The organism is Streptomyces sp. NPDC053755, from assembly GCF_040677675.1.
GTDB lineage: Bacteria > Actinomycetota > Actinomycetes > Streptomycetales > Streptomycetaceae > Streptomyces.
Genome location: NZ_JBFASK010000001.1, coordinates 569,485 through 587,714, shown reverse-complemented (window position 1 = coordinate 587,714; position 18,230 = coordinate 569,485). Strand labels below are relative to the sequence as shown.

Here is an 18,230-nt window from a genome sequence, read left to right as displayed (position 1 = left end):
CGCACGCCGAGCCGAGAGGTGCCGACCATGACCCAGCCCGTCAAGGGACCCGCCAGCTACTTCCCCTCCATCGAGAGGAAGTACGGGCGCCCGGTCGAGGAGTGGAAGGCGCTCATCCGCGCCTCGCCCCTGACCAAGCACATGGAGCTCGTCTCCTGGCTCAAGACCGAGCACGGCCTCGGTCACGGCCACGCCAACGCCCTGGTCGCCCACACCCTCGCCGAGTGACGGGTCCCCTCACGCCGCCAGGGCGTGGGCCGTGCGGTGGGCGACGCGGCGCGTGAGGGTGAGCGTCGCCGCCGCCGAGAGGAGGCCGGCGGTCAGGGCCGTCCACCAGAGGGCGGCCGGACCCACGGCGGTGTAGAGGGTGACTCCCAGGGTGAGGGCGGCGAAGCGGGCGACGCCCCAGGTCCAGCCGAAGGCGCCCTGGTAGCGGCCGCGGGCGTGGGGTGGGGCGAGGTTGGCGACGACGGCCGCCGCGATGCCCGCGACGCAGACCTCGCCGAGGGACCAGACGACCACCGAGACCGTATAGGCCACGACCCCGTCCGCGGCGCCGGTCAGGGCCACGCCGACGGCGATCAGGACGCTGCCCGCGCACTGCACCGGAAGAGGGGGCAGCCCCGCCAGCCGCGCGGTCGCGAACGGCTGGAGGACGACCACGAGCACCGCGTTGACCGCCGCCATCGCCCCGTACACCGCCGGGGAGAGCCCGCTGTCGTGCATCGCCAGCGGCAGGGCGACCTCGGTGAGGGAGTACACGAACAGCTGGACACCGAACAGGGGCAGGAGCAGCAGGGCCAGCCTGTCCCGGAGCACCACGCCGTAGCCGGTGCCCTCACGGCGGTCATCCGCCCCGGTGCCCTTCCGCGGCGTCGACCACCCAACTCGCCGCGCTCTCCGGCCTGTCGGCGGTCGGCGTCTCCCAGCACCTCACCGCCCTGCGCGACGCCGGGCTCGTCACCGCCCACCGCAGCGGCCGGTCCGTGCTGTACGCCCGTACCGCGGTGGCGGACGCCCTGCTCACCCCCACAGGGGAGTCCGTATGAGAGAGGCCGGGGAGCGGGGCGTGGGCCCGGGCCGTGAGCGTCCCCGGCACCGGACACGGCCTGCCCCGGGAACGGCCGGACGTCCTCCACCGTCCACCGGCGGGCTTCCTCGGCCCTTGCCTTGGAGCGCACTCCAATTCGTAGGGTGCGCGCATGCGTTATCGGACACTCGGCGGGACCGGGATCGACGTCAGCACGTACTGCCTCGGCACCATGATGTTCGGCGCCGTCGGCAATCCGGACCATGACGACTGCGTACGGATCATCCATGCCGCCCTCGACCAAGGCGTCAACTTCGTGGACACCGCCGACATGTACTCCGCCGGCGAGTCCGAGACGATCGTCGGCAAGGCGCTCCGCGACCCCGGGCGGCGGGACGACGTCGTCCTCGCGACGAAGGTGCACTTCCCGATGGGCGAGGCGCGCGGGCGGAGCGGCAACTCCCGCCGCTGGATCACCCGGGCCGTCGAGGAGAGCCTGCGGCGGCTCGGCACGGAGTGGATCGACCTCTACCAGGTGCACCGGCCCGACCACCGGACGGACATCGAGGAGACCCTCGGGGTCCTCGGCGACCTCGTCTCCCAGGGCAAGATCCGGGCGTTCGGCTGCTCCACCTTCCCCGCCGAGGAGATCGCCGAGGCGCACCACGTCGCCGAGCGGCGCGGGCTGCGCCGTTTCCGCACCGAGCAGCCGCCGTACTCGCTGCTCGCGCGGGGTGTCGAGGCGTCGGTGCTGCCGGTGGCCCAGCGGTACGGGATGGGCGTGATGACCTGGAGTCCGCTGGCGTCCGGCTTCCTCAACGGCCGCTACCGCAAGGGGCGGCCGGTCGATCTGACCAGCGGGCGGGCCGCGCTCACGCCGCACCGCTTCGACCCGGCGGTCCCGGGCAACGACGCCAAGCTGGACGCGGTGGAGCGGCTGGTGGCCCTCGCGGAGGAGACCGGGTGCTCGCTGCCCGAGCTGGCGATCGCCTTCCCGGCCGCGCACCCGGCCGTCACCTCCGTGATCATCGGGCCCCGGACGATGGACCAGCTGGAGGGCCTGCTCAAGGGGGCCCCGCTCGTCCTCGACGACGACGTCCTCGACCGCGTCGACGCGATCGTCCCGCCGGGGGCGAACCTCTACCAGCCGGACGGGGTCTGGCGGCCGCCCGCCCTGACGGACGCCTCGCTGCGGCGTCGGCCGGTGGGGGACCGCGCGGCGGGGTGAGACGGGCCCGCTCCCCTCGACCGGCCTCCGGCCCTCACCGGGGCCAGCCGGTCGGCGCGAGGCCGTCCGGTGTCGGTTGTCAGACCCTTCCTCCATGCTTGCCGGCATGGGGAGCACGAAGCAGGGCGCGCGACGGATCGACGCGGCCGAGCGGCGGGCGCGGCTCGCCGTGCGGCACCGGCTGGCGGGCGAGGCGAAGGCGGACACCGTCGAGGAGGTGGCCGGGTCGCTGGTGGCCCTGCACGCCACGGACCCGGCGACGGTGTTCCTCGCTGTGGGGGCACGACTGGCCGGCGGCGCCGACGGCGGGGAGGGTTCGCGCGCCGGCGGCGGTCGGGAGGACGCCGTCGCCGGGCTGGAGCGGGCCCTGTACGAGGACCGGTCGCTGACCCGGATGCACGGCATGCGGCACACGATCTTCGTCTTCCCCACCGCGCTCGTCCCCGCCGTGCACGCCTCCACCACCCGTGACGTCGCCGCCCGCGAACGCGCCTCGCTCCTCAGGCACCTGGCCGCGGGCAGTTCGTACGACGCGGAGTGGCTGGCGGAGACCGAACGCCTGCTGCTCGCCGAGCTGGAGGCGCGCGGCGAGGCGACGGGCACCGAGCTGGGTGCGGCCGTCCCCCGCTTGCGGGCGGAGTACGTGTACGGAGTCGGCACCCGGCAGGAGGGTCCGCAGCCGCTCTCCAGCCGGCTGCTGCGCGTGCTGGGCATGGAGGGCCGGATCGCCCGCGGGCGTCCGCAGGGCGCCTGGACCTCCAGCCGCTTCCGCTGGGCCCTCGCCCCCGAGCGCGCCGACCCGTCGGACGCCGACGCGCACGCCGTACTCGTACGGCAGTGGCTCGCGGCCTACGGTCCGGCGACCGAGGACGATCTGAAGTGGTGGACCGGCTGGAGGGTCACCGACGTCCGCAAGGCGCTCGCGGCGGTCGGCGCGCGGGCCGTGGAGCTGGCGGAGGGCACCGGCCACGTCCTGCCGGGCGACACCGGTCCCGTGCCGGCGCCGGAGCCCTGGGCCGCGCTGCTGCCCGCGCTCGACCCGACGGCCATGGGGTGGCGGCTGCGCGACTGGTTCCTGGATCCGGCGCTCCGGCCGGCCCTCTACGACCGCAGCGGGAACATCGGGCCGACGGTCTGGTGGGACGGCCGGATCGTCGGCGGCTGGGCCCAGCGCCCGGACGGCGAGATCGCCTGGCGGCTGCTCGACGACGTGGGCGAGGAGGCCCGTTCGGCGATCGCGGCGGAGGCCGCCGGCCTCGCGGACCGGATCGGCGCCGTCCGGGTGACCCCGCGCTTCCGTACGCCGCTGGAGAGGGAGTTGTCGGCCGGAGCCTGAGCGCGCGACCCCGCGGGGCCGGACCTCGGGGCACGACCCGGACACGGCCTCCGGACACTCCCTAGTGTCCGTCGCGGTCCAGATTCTCCACTCCCAGCTCCGCGAGGCCGTCGAGGACCAGGTCCACGCCGACCGCCGCGAGCAGCAGGCCGAGGAGACGGCCGAGGAGTTCGATGGTGGCGTGGTGGGTGCGGCGCAGGAGGCGGGTCAGGAGCAGGACGCAGACGAGGTCGAGCACGATGACGCAGACGTAGGAGCCGACGACCGTCGAGCGCCAGGTCCAGGAGTCGCGGGCCGCCGCCTCGATCAGTACCGCCGTCATCGCCAGAGGGCTCACGACGTACGGCATGAGCAGCTCGCGGACCCCGCTGACCAGGTCGGGCGCGTCCTGCTGCGGGCCGTCCGAGCCGAGGTGGAGGCCGAGGACGAGACCGACGGCGTAGAGGAAGAAGATGGCGCCGCCCGCGAGCTGGAGGGCGGGGGTGCTGATGTGGAAGAGGTCGAGCAGCCACGGCGCGGTGATGCCGGTCAGAAGGCCGACGAGGACGGCGGCGCCGGACGCGACCAGGGCGATCATCCGGAGCTGGCGGGGCGAGTGGAGCTGGGCCAGGCCGGCGAAGGCCAGGAGCACCTTCGGCGGGCCGACGACCGAGAAGAAGGTGATGAAGGAGGCGGAGAAGCCGAAGTCGTTCACCCCCGCAATCATGGTTCCTGCGGGTGGAATCCCGGCAGAATGCGGATCCGCTCCCGCGCGGTGTCGAGAAACGCGACCCGGCTCCGACGTCCCCTGTGAAAGGCAGACAGCCGAGGAAGACGATACGAGGAGCACGTCATGAAGTACCTCGTCATGGTGCAGGGCTCGCAGGCGGACTACGACGCCATGAACGGCAAGGGCTCGCCCGGCAGCCCGGCCTGGACCGAGCAGGACCTGCGGGCGATGTTCGCCTACATGAACTCGATCAGCGACGACCTCTCCGAGTCCGGTGAGATGGTCGACGCGCAGGGGCTCGTCGAGCCGGCGCAGACCCGGTTCGTCACCGCCGACCAGGACGGCCGGCCGGTGGTCACGGACGGGCCCTACCCGGAGACGAAGGAGCTGCTCGCCGGCTACTGGGTGCTCGACTGCGAGAGCCTGGAGCGCGTCACGGAGATCGCGGCGCGGGTGGCGCAGTGTCCGGTGCCCGCCGGGTCGAAGGAGTCTCCGGTGGTGATCCGGCCGATCGACGAGCGCGGCGGAGGCGACGTCTGACCGTGGAGGAGTCCCGGATCGAGGACCTGCTGCGCCGGCACGCGCCGCAGGTCCTCGGCGCGCTCGTGCGGCGGTACGGACACTTCGACGCCGCGGAGGACGCCGTCCAGGAGGCCCTGCTGGCCGCCGCCCGGCAGTGGCCGCGGGCGGGGACGCCCGCCAACCCGCGGGGCTGGCTGATCCGGGTGGCGGCGCGGCGGCTGACCGACCAGATGCGGGCGGACGAGGCGCGGGCCCGGCGGGAGGAGACGGCGGTGCGCCTGGAGCCGCGGGAGGTCCGGGCGGCGCCGTCCGACGACGACACGCTGACGCTGCTCTTCCTCTGCTGCGACCCGGCGCTCAACCCGGCCGCCCGGGTGGCCCTGACGCTGCGCGCGGTGGGGGGCCTCACCACCGCCGAGATCGCGCGGGCCCATCTCGTACCGGAGGCGACGATCGCCCAGCGGATCAGCCGGGCGAAGCGGAAGCTGAAGGACCGCCCCTTCTCGCCGCCTCCCGAGCCGGGCCCCGAAGCGTCCGGCTCCTCCCGGTCGGCCGGCCCTCACGCGTCACCGGCCGGCCCCGACAGACCACCGGACGGCCCCGACGGGTCATCGGCCGGCCCTCACGCGTCACCGGCCGGCCCCGACAGGCCACCGTCCGGCCCCGCCCGGCCGGGCCGCCGGGACGCCCGGCTGCCGGCCGTCCTCCACGTCCTCTACCTGATCTTCAACGAGGGGTACACCGCCACCTCGGGCCCGGCGCTCCACCGCGCCGACCTGGCGGGCGAGGCGATCCGGCTGACCCGGGAGGTGCGCCGCCTGCTGCCGCGCGAGGGCGCGGTGACCGGTCTGCTGGCGCTGATGCTGCTCACGGAGGCCCGCAGCGCGGCGCGCACGGGGCCGCACGGCGAGCTGGTCCCGCTCGACGAACAGGACCGGACACTCTGGGACGCCGCCGCGATCGCCGAGGGCACGGCCCTGGTCGAGGAGGCCTTCGCCGAGGGACCGCCGGGGCCCTACCAGCTCCAGGCGGCCATCGCGGCCCTCCATGACGAGGCGCCTCGCGCGCAGGACACGGACTGGCCGCAGATCCTGGCGCTGTACGACGTCCTCGTCGCCGGAGCGCCGGATCCGATGGCGGAACTCGGCCGCGCGGTCGCCTTCGCCATGGTCCACGGCCCCAGGGCCGGCCTGAGCGAGCTCGCCGCCCTCGAGCCCCGGCTGCGGGGCCACCACCGTCTGGAGGCGGTCCGCGCCCACCTGCTGGAACGCGCGGGCGACACCGAGGCCGCCCGGGCCGCCTACCAGTCGGCGGCCCGTCACACCCTCAGCGGTCCGGAGCGCCACTATCTGCGGACGAAGGCGGCCCGCCTGGCCGAATGAGCCTGCGGACCGCCCGTCTCGTCGCGTGGGCGGCTGTCGCCGACCGGCCGGCCGGCCGCCGTTCGGCCGGTCGCCCTCCCCAGGTCGGGAGGCGCCGTAGGTCGGCAGGCCGCCGCAGGTCGGCCGGTCGTCGTCCGGTCAGTCGGTCGCCGTCCGGTCAGTCGGTCGCCAGGCCCTTCAGGCGCTTGGCGATCGTGGTGAGCCGGGTGCCCTGGTAGCGGGCCGCCTGGAGGACGTTCTCCTCCGGGGCGCCGTTGGCGCCGGGGTGCGCGGTGCCGTAGGGGTTGCCGCCGCCCGCGTAGACCGACGGGTCGGTGAAGCCGGGGGAGACGATGACCGAACCCCAGTGGTGGAAGGAGTTGTAGAGCGCGAGCAGCGTGGACTCGTTGCCGCCGTGCACGTTGTGGGCGCTGGTGAAGGCGGTGGCCGCCTTGTCGGCCATGACGCCCCGCTGCCACAGACCGCCGCTGGTGTCGATGTACTGCTTCAGCTGCGCCGCGACGTTGCCGAACCGGGTCGGCGATCCGAGCGCGTACGCGTCCGCCCACTCCAGGTCGTCGAGCGTGGCGACCTCCACGTCGCCGGTGGCGTCGACGTGGGCGCGCCAGGCCGGGTTCGCGTCGATGGCGGCGTCCGGGGCCAGCTCGGGCACGCGCCGCAGACGGACCTCCGCGCCGGCCTTCTCGGCGCCTTCGGCGACGGCCTGGGCGAGCGTGTGGACGTTCCCCGTGGCCGAGTAGTAGATGACAGCAACCTTGACGGACATGGCGAGCCCCTCGAATCCCTCAACGGATGTCTCTAACCGGATTCTTTTCCGATTCAAGCCCCGAGCCTAAACGGATAGCCATCCACTTCGCAACCGGAGGCCCGGGAGAACCGGATAGCGCTCCGTTATGCTCGTGTCACGGACGGAACGAGGGGGCACGACAAGACGAAGGGCAGGCGTACGGCGATGAGCGCGAAGACCCCGCAGGAGAAACCCCGGGACGCACGGGCCCAAGCGGCGGCTTCCTCCCCGGCCCCGTCCGGGGAGAGCGGCCCGGCGCGCATCGCGCTCACCCCGCGGCCCCCGGCGGCCCTCACCCTCCTGCGCACCGCGGACCAGCCCGCACCCGAGCGCGCCGACGCCGCCCGCAACCGGCGCAAGATCCTCGACGCCGCCGCCCGGATCGTCGCCGAGGTCGGCCCCGAGGCCGTCACCATGAACCAGGTCGCCCACGCCAGCGGGATCGGCGTCGGCACGGTCTACCGCCGCTTCGGCGACGTGGCCCAGCTGCTCTGGGCGCTCCTCGACGACCGGGAACGGCAGTTCCAGGAGGCGTACATGAGCGGCCCGGCGCCGCTCGGCCCCGGCGCACCGGCCGCCGAACGGCTCACCGCGTTCCTCGACGCGCTCGTCGACCGGGTCATCGAGCAGCGCGAACTCCTCCTCGCCGCCCAGGCCGCCGCGCCCAGCGCCCGCTACACCAGCGGCGCCTACCTGGCGATGCACACCCACGTCGCCCTGCTGGTCTCCCGGGTCAGGCCGGAGGCGAACGGCTCGCTCCTCGCCCACCTGCTGCTCGCGCCGTTCTCGCCGAGCCTGATGCACCACCTGTCGGTGGAGCGGGGCCTGACCGCCGACGAACTCAAGGCGGGGATAGCCGAGGTGCTCGCCCTCACGGCGCCGGAGCCGCGCGCCGACCAGGGGCGCGGTGCTGTCCGTGGGGGGCAGGGGCACCCCGTGGACGAACCTGGTCCATGACACCCGGCTCGGCCTCGTCCGTATCCGTACGCACCGCTTCGCGCACGGCGCGTGGCTGGAGGAGGGCGCGCTGATCCCTGGCGCCCACCAGCTGATCAGCGGCGCCCACCGGCCCGCGGGTGATCCCGGGGGTACCCACCGGCCCGCGGGGGGTCCCGGGGGCACCCACCGGCCCGCGGGGGATCCCGGCGTCCCGATTCACGGCCGGCTGGACATGGCCGGGCCCCTGACCACGGCCCGGGAGCCGAGCCGCGCCCGGCCGGACGCCGAACCGCCGGTCGTCGCGAGCGCGGGTCACCTGGGCGGCGACGGTACCCCGCGACCGCGTCCTGGCCGCGCCGGGGCGCTTCGCGGACGGGTGAAGCGCCGTCCACAGGCCGCGCGCCGGGCAGTGCGTCGCGCGATCATCGAGGTATGAGTACCCAGATCCACCTCGCCCAGCAGACCGAGGCAGACGAGCTCCTCGGCCGCTCCCCGCTCGCCGCGCTCGTGGGCATGCTGCTCGACCAGCAGGTGCCCATGGAGTGGGCGTTCTCCGGTCCGTACACCATCGCGCGGCGCCTGGGCCGTGACGATCTCGACGCGGGGGAGATCGCGGCGTACGACCCGGAGGCGTTCGCCGCGCTGCTTTCCGACAAACCCGCCGTGCACCGCTATCCGGGCTCGATGGCCAAGCGGATCCAGCAGCTGTGCGCGTTCCTGGTGGACGAGTACGGCGGTGACGCCGAGGCCGTCTGGTCGGACGCGGGCACCGGCAAGGAGCTGCTGGACCGGCTGAAGGCGCTGCCGGGCTTCGGGGTGCAGAAGGCGCAGATCTTCCTCGCCCTGCTCGGCAAGCAGTACGGCGTGCGGCCGCGCGGCTGGCGGGAGGCCGCCGGATCCTACGGCGACGAGGGCTCGTACCGGTCGGCCGCCGACATCACCGGACCGGAGTCGCTCGCGAAGGTCCGTGCCTTCAAGCAGGAGGCGAAAGCCGCCGCAAAGACCGCAAAGGCCGCGAAGACCACGGGGAATTGATGATTCCGGATGTCAATCCTGCGGAATGTGACATGAATTGCGACCAAGCTGTTCACAGAGAGCACCAGAGATCGCTAACTTCCCCTCAACCTCGTTCGCACCGGGAAGGACCTCTGTGAACGCATCCCATCGCAGAGCCGCGGCCACTCTGGCCGCAGCCGCACTCGCGACCCCGCTCCTGCTGGCCGCCGCTTCCCCCGCCACCGCCACCGCCGACCCGGGGGCCGCACCCGCCAGGGACGCCGCGAAGCTGGCGAAGAAGCTCGTCCGTGAGACGTCCGCCTCGGGCGCCTACAAGCACCTCCAGAAGTTCCAGGCGATAGCCGACTCGACCGGCGGCCACCGCGCGGCCGGCTCGCTCGGACACGACGCCTCCGCGGCGTACGTGTACCAGCAGCTCAAGAAGGCCGGTTACAACGTCTCGTACCAGAAGTTCGACTTCGTCTACACCGAGACGCTGGCCGAGAAGGCCTCCGTCGTGTCGCCCGCCCCGCGCGCGTTCGACATCAAGGCGATGACCTACACCAAGTCGACGCCGGTCGGCGGCATCAAGGCCGAGCTGGCCGCCGTCCCGGTCGACGCCGACGGCACCACCGGATGCGAGCCGGGCGACTTCGCCTCCGGCACGTTCACCGGCAAGGTGGCGCTCATCAAGCGCGGCGGCTGCGCCTTCGCCGTCAAGCAGGAGAACGCGGCCGCGGCGGGCGCCGCGGGCGCGATCGTCTACAACAACGCCGAGGGCGTGCTCTCCGGCACCCTCGGCGAGCCGGCGGCGGGCAAGATCCCGACCGGCGGCATCACCCAGGCCGAGGGCGCCAAGCTCGTCGCCGACCTGGCCAAGGGCCCGGTCACCCTCTCCTTCGAGATCCGCCAGCTCCAGGAGAAGCGCACGACGAACAACGTCATCGCGGAGACGAAGCGCGGCAACGCCGCCAACACCGTGATGCTCGGCGCGCACCTCGACTCGGTGACGGCCGGCCCCGGCATCAACGACAACGGCTCCGGCTCCGCCGGGCTGCTCCAGGCGGCCCTGGAGCTGGCCGAGTCCAAGGACAAGGTCCGCAACAAGGTCCGCTTCGCCTGGTGGTCCGCCGAGGAGAACGGCCTGCTCGGCTCCGAGCACTACGTCGCGAACATGAGCGAGCTGGACAAGAAGGAAGTCAAGCTCTACCTCAACTTCGACATGATCGCCTCGCCGAACTACGGCCTGTTCGTCTACGACGGCGACAACTCGGACGGCGTCGGCTCGGGCGCGGGCCCGGAGGGCTCCGCGCAGCTCGAGCGCGACATCAACGCCTTCCTCGACAAGCAGGGCAAGCCGCACGAGGGCACCGACTTCACCGGCCGCTCGGACTACGGCCCGTTCATCGAGATCGGCATCCCGTCCGGCGGTACGTTCACCGGCGCCGAGGGCATCAAGACGGCCGCGCAGGCGGCGAAGTTCGGCGGGACGGCGGGTGTCGCGTACGACGTGAACTACCACGCCGCCGGCGACGACCTGTCGAACATCAACATGACGGCCTTCGACGTCAACATCGACGTGATCGCCAACGCCGTGGGCACCTACGCCCACGACATCAGCTCCCTGCGCAAGCCGGTCGTCTCCACCCCGACGGACGGCGACGCGGGCAGCGGTGGCGGCCTGCACGACGGTCACGACCACGAGGTCACCGAGTAGGACCGCCGGCGGCCCGGCCCGGGGCGACCCGGAACCGGGCCCGAGGCCGGCCGTGTTCCGGACCCGGCCGGGTCACGGGGCCGGCCGGGGCCACGGGGCGGCCGCGCTCGGGCAGCAGCAGGGCCGCGGGCCCGGAGAGGCATCGCCTCTCCGGGCCCGCGTCCGCACCACCCGGCCGCCGCCCGGCTGGTCATCAGGCGCGGCAGCGCAGCATCACCAGCGGGAGATTGGCACGGAGGTCCGCCCAGAAGTCCGCGCCGAACGCGCGCACGCCGGCCTCGGACACCTCCACGGGCGCCCAGGTCGGCTCGCCGAATCCGGCCGCCCGCAGACACCGTTCGTAGACCTCGCGGGGCGGATTGGTCCCCACGAAGGAGATCGGCGGATCGAGCAGCGCCGTGATCCTCACCCGCGGCCCGGTCTCGATCTCCTCGCCGGTCGGCTCGCAGAGGAAGCCGTACTTCGCCAGGGACGGCCCGTCGAAGCGGTAGTCGGGGTTCTGGGCCAGCACGAAGAACTCCCCACCGGACTTCAGGCTCCGGTGCACGTTCCGGCACATCCGCTCCATGGCCGCCACGTCCGGCGCGTAGTGCAGCAGCTGGACTCCCACGGCGAGGTCGAAGCGCTTGTCCAGGGGCCGCAGTTCGGCCACGTCACCGACTTCGTAGCGCACCCCCAGCGGCTCGCGCTCCTCGAAAGCCCGTGCCACGGCGACCATCTCGGTCGAGATGTCGACGCCGAAGACCTCCGCGGCGCCGCGCCTCATGAACTCCCTGCTGTAGAAGCCCGTACCGGAGGCCAGGTCGAGGACCGACTTGCCCCGCACGTCACCGACCATGCCCAGGAAGCCGGGAACCTCTCCGTACCGCGCCAGCGGCAGGGCCTTGAAGCCCTCGAACGCCTCACCGATCTCGTCGTAAAGCTGCACGGCCATCGTGCCGTCCTCCCCTGTACGTCGTCGACTCCCGGCCCCGGCCCCCTTGCCCCTGGGCACGCCACGGCCGTCTTCTGGCAGTCTCTCCGTGTCCTGACGAACCGTCGTACTGGCGGAAACCACAAAGATCCGGACCTCGTCACGGCCTCGCGTACGAGAGACCCGCCCCGCCCCTCACCGCCGCCTCCGCCGGGCCGTACCGAAGAGGGAGCGGGAGATCTCCCGGCCCAGCTGCGTGCCGATCGAGCGCGCGAGGGACGTGAAGACACCGCTGCCGACCACCTGCTCCGCGAGCGAGCGGTCCTCGGCCGGCGCCCCCGACCCCGACCCGGAGGATCCGGACGGCTCGGACGGCTCGGCCGGCTCGGCCGGCTCGGCCGGCTCCGGCGCCCGCTCCCCCGACGCCTCCACCCGATCCGCGGCCGTGAGCCTTTCGTACGCCGACTCCCGGTCCACCGCCTCCGCGTACCGCCCGTAGAGCGCCGACCCCTTCACCGCCGCCTCCACGGCGCTCCCCGCCACCGGCCCCATCAAGGACTCCGGCGCCCGCAGCCGGGTCGCCGCCACGGGCGTCGGCGCGCCTGTCTCGCTCAGGACGGTGATCACCGCCTCGCCCGTGCCCAGACCCGTCAGGACCTCCTCCAGGTCGTACGCCGACCTCGGGAAGGTCCGCACGGTCGCCTTCAGCGCCGTCGCGTCCTCCGGGGTGAAGGCCCGCAGCGCGTGCTGCACCCGGTTGCCCAGCTGCCCCAGCACGTCTCCGGGTACGTCCTTCGGCGTCTGGGTCACGAAGAAGACCCCGACCCCCTTCGAGCGGATCAGCCGCACCGTCCGCGTGATCGACTCGAGGAACGCCTTCGACGCCCCGTCGAAGAGCAGGTGCGCCTCGTCGAAGAAGAAGACCAGCTTCGGCTTCTCCACGTCCCCGACCTCCGGCAGGTCGTGGAAGAGGTCCGCCAGCATCCACATCAGGAACGTCGAGAACAGCCGCGGCCTGTCCTGCACGGCCGGCAGCTCCAGTACGGACACCACCCCGCGCCCGTCCTCCGCCGTCCGCAGGAACGCGGCCGTGTCGAATTCCGGCTCCCCGAAGAACCCGCCCGTGCCCTCCTGCTCGAAGGCGGTCAGGGCCCGCAGGATCACCCCGGCCGTCACCGTCGACAGCCCGCCGATCGCCTTCAGCTCCGCCTTCCCGGTGGCCGACACCAGGAAGGCCACCACCGCCCGCAGGTCCTTCAGGTCCACCAGCTCCAGACCCTTCGCGTCCGCGTAGTGGAAGATCAGGCCGAGCGACTGCTCCTGCGTCCGGTTCAGCTGGAGCACCTTCGACAGCAGGACGGGCCCGAAGCGGGTGACGGTGGCCCGCACGGGGATGCCGGGGCCGGTGCCCCCGAGTCCGTAGAACTCGCAGGGGAAGCCCTTCGCCGCCCACTCCTGCCCGACCTGCGCCGCCCGCCCACGGACCTTCTCGCCGTCCTCGCCCGGCGCCGAGATGCCCGAGACGTCCCCCTTGATGTCGGCGAGGAAGACGGGCACGCCGTGCGCCGAGAGCTGCTCGGCGATGAGCTGGAGGGTCTTCGTCTTGCCGGTGCCGGTGGCGCCGGCGACCAGCCCGTGGCGGTTGAGCACGGCCAGCGGGACCCGGATCGGCGCGTCCGGGTGACACGCGCCGTCCCAGAGCAGGGCCCCCAGTTCGAGTGCCGCCCCGGTGAACCCGTATCCCGCCGCGATCTTCGCGACCTCGCCGGTGGGAGGCACTGCGCTCACACTCATGGCGGACCCCATTCCGGGTTTGTGACGGTACGCGGCGGTTCGGCCCAGCATCCCACCGCGTCCTCGTGGCTGCGCCGGGAGCCGCTCGCCCGGTAGGCTTTCCGTGTGATCTTCAAGCGCATCGGTAACGGGCGGCCGTATCCCGACCACGGCCGGGAAAGCACCCGGCAGTGGGCGGACGTGGCGCCGCGCCCGGTCCGCCTCGATCAGCTGGTGACCACCAAGGGCCAGCTGGACCTGGAGACGCTGCTCGCCGAGGACTCCACCTTCTACGGCGACCTCTTCGCGCACGTCGTGAAGTGGCGGGGCGATCTCTACCTGGAGGACGGCCTGCACCGCGCGGTCCGCGCCGCGCTTCAGCAGCGGCAGGTCCTGCACGCCCGAGTGCTGGAAATGGACTAGGGCGCCCCGTTCGGATCAGCGCCTGACCCGTTCGGGGACTCTTCCACCCATCCGGACGCGATCACATGATCATCCAGTAGGCATCACCGACGAGCGGGATTACGCTGCGCTCATGAGCATGCTCACTCCCCCCGGTCTGGGCGGAAAGTACCGCATCACGGGGGACACCTACCCGCGCATGCGCCGCCCCAGCCGCCGGCGCAAGATCGTCATCGCGTCCGCCACCGCCGTGGTCGTGCTGGGCGCCGCCGGGTGGGGCACCCTGCAGCTCGTCCAGGTCTTCTCCGGCGACGGCACGAAGACGACGGCCGCCCGCGGCGCCGACTGCAAGCCCGCTCCCAAGGCGACCGCCGCCCCTGTCGCGGCCCTCCCCAAGCCCGCGCAGATCACGGTCAACGTCTACAACGCGACCCCGCGCGGCGGCCTCGCGAAGGCGACGGCCGACGAGCTGAAGAAGCGCGGCTTCACCATCGGCAAGGTCGGCAACGCGCCCGTCGCGTACGACAAGAAGGTGCCGGGCGCCGCGATCCTGCTGGCCGCCCCCGGGGCCGCCAAGGGCGCCTTCCCCGTGCTGGGCACCCAGCTGAAGACCGCCACGACCAAGACGGACACCCGCGCCACGGCGGACGTGGACCTGATCCTGGGCACCGCCTTCAAGGCCCTGGACCCGAAAGCGGCGGCGGACGCGGCCCTGGTCGCTCTGAACAAACCCAAGCCCGCGCCCGCGCCTATCTGTTGAGGGCTCGGCTCGCCTCCGGGCACGTGGGCCGGCTGCCGACGGCCGATCGTGCTCGCCCGCTCGTTCCTCGCGGCCTGTGAGCGTTTCTTCCCCTCGGCAGCCGCGCGCCCTTCGGCTCCCTCGCCGAAGGCTGCCCGGCGTCCTTCTAGTCGGCCGTGCCGTACATGCGGTCGCCCGCGTCGCCCAGCCCCGGGACGATGTAGCCGTGCTCGTTGAGGCGCTCGTCGACCGAGGCCGTCACCACCGTCACCGGCGTGCCCGCCAGCTCGCGCTCCATGATCTCGACGCCCTCGGGGGCGGCGAGCAGGACGACGGCGGTCACGTCGTCCGCACCCCGCCGGATCAGCTCCCGGATGGCCGCCACCAGCGTGCCGCCGGTCGCCAGCATCGGGTCCAGGACGTACACCTGGCGGCCCGAGAGGTCCTCCGGCATCCGCGTCGCGTAGGTCGACGCCTCCAGCGTCTCCTCGTTGCGGATCATGCCGAGGAAGCCCACCTCGGCGGTCGGCAGCAGCCGCACCATGCCGTCCAGCATGCCGAGACCGGCGCGCAGGATCGGCACCACCAGCGGACGCGGGTACGACAGCTTCACACCGGTCGTCGGCGTGACGGGGGTCTCGATGTCGACCTGCTCGGTGCGCACGTCCCGCGTGGCCTCGTAGGCGAGCAGGGTGACCAGCTCGTCCGCCAGACGGCGGAAGGTCGGGGAGTCCGTGCGCTTGTCGCGCAGAGTGGTGAGCTTGTGGGCGACCAGCGGGTGATCGACGACGTGGAGACGCATGCCCCAACAGTAGCCCGCACTGGCATCAACCCATGCCGTGGAGGGAAGGTGGGGAGGCACGTATACCCAGTCCCGGGGTGGTGTGGCCATGCCGAACACGAAGGACCCGGACGACGAGCCGCCGGAGACCGACGCGGAGCGCCGTCGACGCCGCGCCCAGTTCCTGCGCGAACTGCACGAGGCCAAGGCGCTGCGGGACCGTGTCCAGCCCCGGCGCGCCCGGGCGGCCAGGATGCGTCAGCAGATGCGCATGCGGACCTTCCGCTGGTGAGGGGGAGGATGGCGGTGCCCGCCGGGGGCGGCGGGCACCGCGGCGGCGCGCGGCCGTGCGCCGCCGATGCGCCGGGGCCGTGCGCCCACCCGTTCGCGGTGTCGATCAGACTGATGCACGACGCAAGAGCCGAAGACCTCTCCTGAAGCCGCCGTTTCTGCCACGATGCCGATTGGGCGGGGCTTCAGGAGCGCACCGCCGGATCGTCACACCTCTGATCAGTGGGAGAGTCACGGTGTACTTCGCCGCACTGCTCGCGCGCACCGAAGACGGGTGGGAAGCGAGCGACACAGAGATCGACGATGTGGAAACCCTGTCGGACCTGACCGAACTGGCCCGTGAGGCAGCGGTCGACGACGACACGGTCATCGTCTTCATCGAACAGGAGGACGCCTGGTTCGGCCTCCTCCGGATCGAGGGCGAGGAAGACCCTCGCATCTACGTGTCGGACGGGGCGGCCGCCGCCCGCTCCTCGTACGGGGAGATCCTCACCAGGGAACTCCTCGGCGACGACCTGGACGACGCCGACGACCTGGACGCGCTGGACCTCGACGGCACGGAGGACGGAGAGCCTCTCGACCTGGAGGACGACGAGGACGTGGAGGAGGCGCCGGGCGTGGCCGCCGACGCCGTGCCGGCCGCGCCGGTCGGCGACCGGCTGATCCTCGCCGACCTCGGACTGTCGGAGAAGCGGCTGCTGGCGCTCGACAGCGACGCGCTGGCCGAGATCGCGGACGCGCTGGGCGCCGCGGAGGTGCTGGAGACCGTTCGCTAGTGACCCACGCAGGATCCGGGCCCGCCCCGGAGCACGACCCCGAGCACGACCCGCAGCACGGCTCCGGGACCACTTCGCGACAGGCCCCGGAGCGCGATCCCCTACGGGACCCCTGGCGGGAGGCCATGCGGATGGCCCTCGCGGAGGCCGATCGGGCCGCGCCGGCCGGTGACGTACCGGTCGGCGCCGTCGTGCTGTCCGCCGACGGCACCGTCCTCGCCACCGGACACAACGAGCGCGAGGCGGCCGGGGACCCGACCGCCCACGCCGAGGTCCTGGCCCTGCGCCGGGCCGCGGCGCGGACCGGCGCGTGGCGGCTGACCGGCTGCACGCTCGTCGTGACCCTGGAGCCCTGCGTGATGTGCGCGGGGGCGCTCGTGCAGTCGCGGGTCGAGCGGGTCGTGTTCGGCGCGTACGACGAGAAGGCGGGCGCGGCGGGTTCGCTCTGGGACCTCGTGCGCGACCGCCGGCTCAACCACCGTCCCGAGGTGATCCCGGGCGTCCTGGGCCAGGAGTGCGCCGCGCAGCTCACGGCCTTCTTCCGCTCCCTCTGAACCGCGCACCCGCTCCCTCCGGCCCAGGGCACGCGCCCTCTCCCCGCCACGCACGCGCCCCCCTCGAACCAGCCAGGCGCCCCCGCGGACCACGCCCGCTCCCGCAACCGCCCCTGGACCACCCGCAGGACGCCCGCGAGGCGCCCTGAGCGGCCCCCGAGAGGCCCTTGAGCCGTCCCCGGCACGTCTGCCGAACCCGGCTCCCACCTGCGGGGCGATACGGATTTCATCGCAGGGGCACCTTTGGGCTAAGCTCTCTCTCGGTAGCGTGTCCGAGCGGCCGAAGGAGCTCGCCTCGAAAGCGAGTGTGGCGCAAGTCACCGAGGGTTCAAATCCCTCCGCTACCGCTTCGATCGAAGGGCCCGGTGCATCGCACCGGGCCCTTCGTCGTGCACCGGACCCTTCGTCGTGGAGCGTGGCGCGGGCAGGACGGGAAGAAGGCCCCGGTCGCGTGGGTGTCACGCGACCGGGGCCTTCCTTCGTCGGGCGGGGGGAGCGGCATCGGGGGGACAAGCCGCTCCCCCCGACGAGAACCGGACCCGCCGGTCCTGCGCCGCGATCAGGGGGAAGCCCGCGGCGCGGACCCCGCAGTGGGGGCCGGCTCCTCGCCCCGCGGACCTCCTGCCGGATCCGCCGGGCTCGACATCCATACTGCTCTGCCGTCACCCTTCCGGGGGGCGGCAAAGGGCCTCGGTCACCGGGCCCTTGGTCCATAAAGGCCCGGTGAGGGGCTCGGTTAGACTCACGCGACCCGGCGGGGGCCCAGGCCGGACCGGGGAAGACAGGGCAGTCAGACGGAGTACCCAGGGGAGGGCGCGGCAGATGGCGCAAGCGAAGAAGATCGCGCTGTACGCGGTCGTGGTCTTTGTGCTGTACACGATCATCAATTCCCCCAGCCGGGCCGCCGATCTCGTCCAGGTAGGGTTCGAGGGCATATCGAGCGCCGCGCAGGGCGTCGGCGAGTTCATGACCGCGCTCATCAACTAGGAGTCCCCCCGTGATCCGCCACCTGGTCCTCTTCAAGCTGAACGACGGCGTCAAGCGCGACGAGCCGCGCGTGGTGGCCGGCGTCGAGGCCTTCCGGGCGCTGGGCGACACGATCCCGGAGCTGACGTTCTGGGAGTGCGACTGGAACATCACCGACCGGCCCATCGCGTACGACTTCGCGATCAATTCGGCGGTCGAGGACACCGATGCGCTCCAGCGCTATCTGGACCACCCGGCCCACCAGGCGGGTGTCGCCCAGTGGCGTGAGTTCGCCACGTGGGTGATCGCGGACTACGAGTTCTGAGGCCCTCCTCCTTCCACTTCCGAGGCCCCCCGCCGTCATGGCGGGGGGCCTTCGGCCTTCTTGG

General features: G+C 72.9%; 21 protein-coding genes, 1 tRNA gene and 2 pseudogenes. 18 read left to right on the top strand and 6 right to left on the bottom strand.

What is annotated here, in order from left to right:
* Positions 1–27 precede the first annotated feature (27 nt).
* Positions 28–228, top strand: a complete 201-nt coding sequence (locus AB0K65_RS02655; protein WP_365713519.1) for a DUF4287 domain-containing protein — start codon at positions 28–30, stop codon at positions 226–228.
* A 9-nt stretch (positions 229–237) separates the two neighbouring features.
* Here AB0K65_RS02655 and AB0K65_RS02650 read toward each other — a convergent pair whose 3' ends face one another.
* Positions 238–822, bottom strand: coding sequence for an MFS transporter (locus AB0K65_RS02650; RefSeq protein ID WP_365713517.1), 585 nt, complete (start codon positions 820–822; stop codon positions 238–240).
* Positions 823–872: 50 nt separating this feature from the next.
* Here AB0K65_RS02650 and AB0K65_RS02645 point away from each other — a divergent pair.
* From AB0K65_RS02645 to AB0K65_RS02635, 3 genes and pseudogenes are all read left to right on the top strand, one after another.
* Positions 873–1,049 (top strand): annotated as a pseudogene (locus AB0K65_RS02645) (ArsR family transcriptional regulator); the annotation flags it as partial.
* Positions 1,050–1,202: 153 nt separating this feature from the next.
* Positions 1,203–2,258, top strand: coding sequence for an aldo/keto reductase (locus AB0K65_RS02640; RefSeq protein WP_365713515.1), 1,056 nt, complete (start codon positions 1,203–1,205; stop codon positions 2,256–2,258).
* Positions 2,259–2,364: 106 nt separating this feature from the next.
* Positions 2,365–3,594 carry a winged helix DNA-binding domain-containing protein gene (locus AB0K65_RS02635; RefSeq protein ID WP_365713513.1) on the top strand — a complete coding sequence of 410 codons (1,230 nt, stop codon included), beginning with the start codon at positions 2,365–2,367 and terminating at the stop codon, positions 3,592–3,594.
* A gap of 61 nt (positions 3,595–3,655) precedes the next feature.
* Here the strand turns inward: AB0K65_RS02635 and AB0K65_RS02630 are convergent, their stop codons facing one another.
* On the bottom strand, positions 3,656–4,300 hold the full coding sequence (locus tag AB0K65_RS02630) for a MarC family protein (RefSeq protein ID WP_365713511.1): 645 nt from the start codon (positions 4,298–4,300) through the stop codon (positions 3,656–3,658).
* Positions 4,301–4,426: 126 nt separating this feature from the next.
* Between AB0K65_RS02630 and AB0K65_RS02625 the strand changes: the two genes are divergently transcribed.
* Entirely contained in the window at positions 4,427–4,843 is a 417-nt protein-coding gene (locus AB0K65_RS02625) for a YciI family protein (protein WP_365713509.1), read from the top strand.
* Entirely contained in the window at positions 4,840–6,207 is a 1,368-nt protein-coding gene (locus tag AB0K65_RS02620) for a sigma-70 family RNA polymerase sigma factor (protein ID WP_365713667.1), read from the top strand. The genes AB0K65_RS02625 and AB0K65_RS02620 overlap by 4 nt, the downstream gene beginning before the upstream one ends.
* Before the next feature lie 157 nt (positions 6,208–6,364).
* Here AB0K65_RS02620 and wrbA read toward each other — a convergent pair whose 3' ends face one another.
* Positions 6,365–6,973 (bottom strand): NAD(P)H:quinone oxidoreductase, encoded by a 609-nt coding sequence (gene wrbA / locus AB0K65_RS02615; RefSeq protein ID WP_365713507.1) that lies wholly within the window; start codon positions 6,971–6,973, stop codon positions 6,365–6,367.
* Positions 6,974–7,159: 186 nt separating this feature from the next.
* Between wrbA and AB0K65_RS02610 the strand changes: the two genes are divergently transcribed.
* From AB0K65_RS02610 to AB0K65_RS02595, 4 genes and pseudogenes are all read left to right on the top strand, one after another.
* Positions 7,160–7,951, top strand: a complete 792-nt coding sequence (locus AB0K65_RS02610; protein WP_365713505.1) for a TetR/AcrR family transcriptional regulator — start codon at positions 7,160–7,162, stop codon at positions 7,949–7,951.
* Positions 7,952–7,955: 4 nt separating this feature from the next.
* Positions 7,956–8,313, top strand: a pseudogene (locus tag AB0K65_RS02605) (hypothetical protein); the annotation flags it as partial.
* 52 nt (positions 8,314–8,365) lie between these two features.
* Complete coding sequence (locus tag AB0K65_RS02600) at positions 8,366–8,968, top strand: HhH-GPD-type base excision DNA repair protein (RefSeq protein WP_365713503.1); 603 nt, start codon at positions 8,366–8,368, stop codon at positions 8,966–8,968.
* A gap of 115 nt (positions 8,969–9,083) precedes the next feature.
* Complete coding sequence (locus tag AB0K65_RS02595; protein WP_365713501.1) at positions 9,084–10,646, top strand: M28 family metallopeptidase; 1,563 nt, start codon at positions 9,084–9,086, stop codon at positions 10,644–10,646.
* Positions 10,647–10,839: 193 nt separating this feature from the next.
* On the opposite strand, the gene AB0K65_RS02590 is transcribed toward AB0K65_RS02595, so the two are convergent.
* A complete protein-coding gene (locus AB0K65_RS02590) occupies positions 10,840–11,580 on the bottom strand; it encodes a class I SAM-dependent methyltransferase (RefSeq protein WP_365713499.1) in 741 nt (246 codons plus the stop codon).
* A 174-nt stretch (positions 11,581–11,754) separates the two neighbouring features.
* Positions 11,755–13,353 (bottom strand): helicase HerA-like domain-containing protein, encoded by a 1,599-nt coding sequence (locus AB0K65_RS02585; RefSeq protein ID WP_365713497.1) that lies wholly within the window; start codon positions 13,351–13,353, stop codon positions 11,755–11,757.
* 105 nt (positions 13,354–13,458) lie between these two features.
* Here AB0K65_RS02585 and AB0K65_RS02580 point away from each other — a divergent pair, with 105 nt between their 5' ends.
* Positions 13,459–13,755, top strand: a complete 297-nt coding sequence (locus AB0K65_RS02580) for a type II toxin-antitoxin system VapB family antitoxin (protein WP_009067182.1) — start codon at positions 13,459–13,461, stop codon at positions 13,753–13,755.
* A 112-nt stretch (positions 13,756–13,867) separates the two neighbouring features.
* Complete coding sequence (locus tag AB0K65_RS02575) at positions 13,868–14,494, top strand: LytR C-terminal domain-containing protein (protein WP_365713494.1); 627 nt, start codon at positions 13,868–13,870, stop codon at positions 14,492–14,494.
* A 145-nt stretch (positions 14,495–14,639) separates the two neighbouring features.
* Here the strand turns inward: AB0K65_RS02575 and upp are convergent, their stop codons facing one another.
* On the bottom strand, positions 14,640–15,275 hold the full coding sequence (upp, locus tag AB0K65_RS02570; RefSeq protein ID WP_365713492.1) for a uracil phosphoribosyltransferase: 636 nt from the start codon (positions 15,273–15,275) through the stop codon (positions 14,640–14,642).
* Between the two features lie 88 nt (positions 15,276–15,363).
* Between upp and AB0K65_RS02565 the strand changes: the two genes are divergently transcribed.
* The 6 genes from AB0K65_RS02565 to AB0K65_RS02540 all read left to right on the top strand — a co-directional run bounded on the left by AB0K65_RS02565 (position 15,364) and on the right by AB0K65_RS02540 (position 18,166).
* Positions 15,364–15,546 (top strand): hypothetical protein, encoded by a 183-nt coding sequence (locus AB0K65_RS02565; protein ID WP_365713491.1) that lies wholly within the window; start codon positions 15,364–15,366, stop codon positions 15,544–15,546.
* A 235-nt stretch (positions 15,547–15,781) separates the two neighbouring features.
* Complete coding sequence (locus tag AB0K65_RS02560) at positions 15,782–16,321, top strand: hypothetical protein (protein ID WP_365713488.1); 540 nt, start codon at positions 15,782–15,784, stop codon at positions 16,319–16,321.
* A 125-nt stretch (positions 16,322–16,446) separates the two neighbouring features.
* On the top strand, positions 16,447–16,875 hold the full coding sequence (gene tadA, locus AB0K65_RS02555) for a tRNA adenosine(34) deaminase TadA (protein ID WP_365713665.1): 429 nt from the start codon (positions 16,447–16,449) through the stop codon (positions 16,873–16,875).
* Positions 16,876–17,137: 262 nt separating this feature from the next.
* A tRNA-Ser gene (locus AB0K65_RS02550) sits at positions 17,138–17,222 on the top strand.
* A gap of 475 nt (positions 17,223–17,697) precedes the next feature.
* Positions 17,698–17,862, top strand: coding sequence for a hypothetical protein (locus tag AB0K65_RS02545; protein ID WP_365713486.1), 165 nt, complete (start codon positions 17,698–17,700; stop codon positions 17,860–17,862).
* A gap of 10 nt (positions 17,863–17,872) precedes the next feature.
* Positions 17,873–18,166: a Dabb family protein gene (locus AB0K65_RS02540; protein ID WP_365713484.1), complete on the top strand. Its 294-nt coding sequence runs from the start codon at positions 17,873–17,875 to the stop codon at positions 18,164–18,166.
* Positions 18,167–18,230 lie beyond the last annotated feature (64 nt).